The sequence below is a fragment of the Caulobacter sp. P4_E5 genome (assembly GCF_056401555.1).
In genome coordinates this window covers 1-2,183 of the sequence record NZ_JBFUJD010000154.1, presented here as the reverse complement: position 1 = coordinate 2,183, position 2,183 = coordinate 1, and the positions used below count along the sequence as shown (strand labels likewise).

Sequence of the window (2,183 nt, the reverse complement as noted above, 5' to 3'; positions counted from 1 at the left end):
CGCCAAGCCGGTCGACGAGGCGCGTTCGATCCTTTCGACGCTGGGCTATGCCTACCAGTTCGATGCGACGCTCTACGCGCAGTACCTGCGCCGCCTCTCCGAAGCCGCGGGCGTCACGCGCCACGAAGGCAAACTCGAGGCGGTCGAGCGAGCGCCCGACACAGGCTTTGTCACCGCGCTGACCACCGATCGCGGCGAGCGGCTTGAAGGCGAGCTGTTCCTCGACTGCTCGGGGTTCCGCGCCCTGCTGATCGACGGGATGATGGAGGCCGGCTTCGAGGACTGGTCGCACTGGCTGCCCTGCGACCGGGCTGTCGCCGTTCCGTGCGCCCGCGTGGCTGAAACCACCCCCTATACCCGCGCGACCCTACGCGAGGCCGGCTGGCAGTGGCGCATTCCGCTGCAGCATCGCACCGGCAACGGCTATGTCTATTCCAGCGCCTTCCTCTCGGACGACGAGGCCGCGGCGACCTTGTTGGGCGGCCTGGACGGCGCGGCGCTGGACGCGCCGCGCTTCCTGCGGTTCAAGGCCGGCTTCCGACGCGAGACCTGGCGCAAGAACGTCGTCGCCATCGGCCTCTCGTCCGGCTTTCTGGAGCCGCTGGAGTCGACCAGCATCCACCTGATCCAAAGCGGCATCGCCAAGCTGATCACGCTGTTCCCCGATCGAGATTGCGACCCTGGACTGGCGCGACAGTTCAACACGCTGTTCGGACGCGACATGGATGGGATCAAGGATTTCCTGATCCTGCACTATCACGCCACGGAGGGGCACAAGGCGCCGCTGTGGCGGCATACGCGCCACATGGTCTTGCCCGACAGCCTGGCCGACAAGGAGGAGCAATATCGGCGCGCCGGCCGGCTAATGCTGACGTCCGATGAGCTGTTCCGCGAGGCCAGCTGGCTTGCCGTGCTCGAAGGCCAGGGCGTACGCGCCGAGGGCTATAGTCCGCTGGCCGATACGCTGGATCCGACCCTCAACCGTCAGCAGCTGGAACAGATCGCGGCGGTGATCGCACGCGCGACGCCGACCTTGCCGAAACACGACGACGCGATCGCGGCCCTGATCGGCGGTCAGGCCTCCGCACTAGGCTAAGCGCGCCAGGCCGATCTATCGCGAGCAGCGGCTCCATTCCTGCGCCGTTCCCGCGCCGATGACGAGGCGCCCCGCCTTCACGGTTTTCGCCGCCGGGCGTCGCGGTTCCGGAGGGGGCCGCACCGCCAGATAGACCGTGCTCCACAGCTGCGCCGCGTTGGACTCGTCGACATCGGCCTTGCCCGCGCCGAATGGCACGACCTCGTAGCGGCCGTTCCGGAAGGTCCAGGACCAAAGTTCGGAGCTCTGCACCGCGCCGGCGGCCCGGATCGCCCGCCACAGATGGGCCTGCGCCGCGACGAGCTTGGCGCGCACCGGCGTGGGCAGGTCGCAGCGGGCCAACTGCCGCTCCAGACCAGCGGCCAACAGCGCCTGCTGCCAGGACCAAACCACCGCGCCGTGATAGGCGGCCGGCGTGAAACGCGCCTGCGCCTCGCGATCGGCGAACGCGGCGTTGGCCACGACCAGGCCGACATCGGTCATTAGTCCCGCCGGGAAAGGACGCATGGTCGCGGCGACATAGGTATTGAGATCCGCCGCCGACGGACGGCCGAACAGCAGCGCGAACCCTTCGTCCGAGTTGACGATCGGTACGGGCTTGCCCGTGGCCTCCAGCGACAGGGCGTGGAACACCAGCGGTCGCCCCTCCAGGGCCTTCAGGGCCGGCGCGGCGGGGACGCCCAGGCCGTCGGCGTAGGACCGGACCGACACGGCCGCTTCGGCGGCCGGCAATTCGACCCGGAACAGCGGCGGCGCTTTGGCGCGCCAGACCTGGGCCATCCGAGCGGCGTCGGCGAACAGCGCGCGATCCTCGGCCGAAAGATAGAGATCCAGCAAACCGGCGCGGAACAGACGGTCGGCCGCCTCGATCGCCGCCGGCGCGAGGGCGGCGTTGACATTGTAGGGATAGATCCCGCGACCGAGCCCCTCGTTGCTGTCGCGCCATTCCCCAGTCATCCGACCAGGCTTGATCGCGATCAGGGTGCGGGCCGAGGGGGCGTCGGCGAAACCACGCCCCTGCCTCAGCACGAAGCGCAGGTTGCTCACCAGCATCGCGCCGGTCGGCGTACGGGACCCGGGCTGGCTC

Annotated in this window: 1 protein-coding gene and 1 pseudogene; one reads left to right on the top strand and one right to left on the bottom strand. The window is 69.2% G+C overall.

The genetic code is table 11. The features are described from left to right. The coding region (locus tag AC1DSO_RS24675; RefSeq protein ID WP_477071316.1) for a tryptophan halogenase family protein at nucleotides 1-1,096 on the top strand (1,096 nt) is incomplete at its 5' end. A gap of 15 nt (nucleotides 1,097-1,111) precedes the next feature. On the opposite strand, the pseudogene AC1DSO_RS24670 reads toward AC1DSO_RS24675, so the two are convergent. After that, nucleotides 1,112-2,183: pseudogene (locus AC1DSO_RS24670) on the bottom strand (hypothetical protein); the annotation flags it as partial.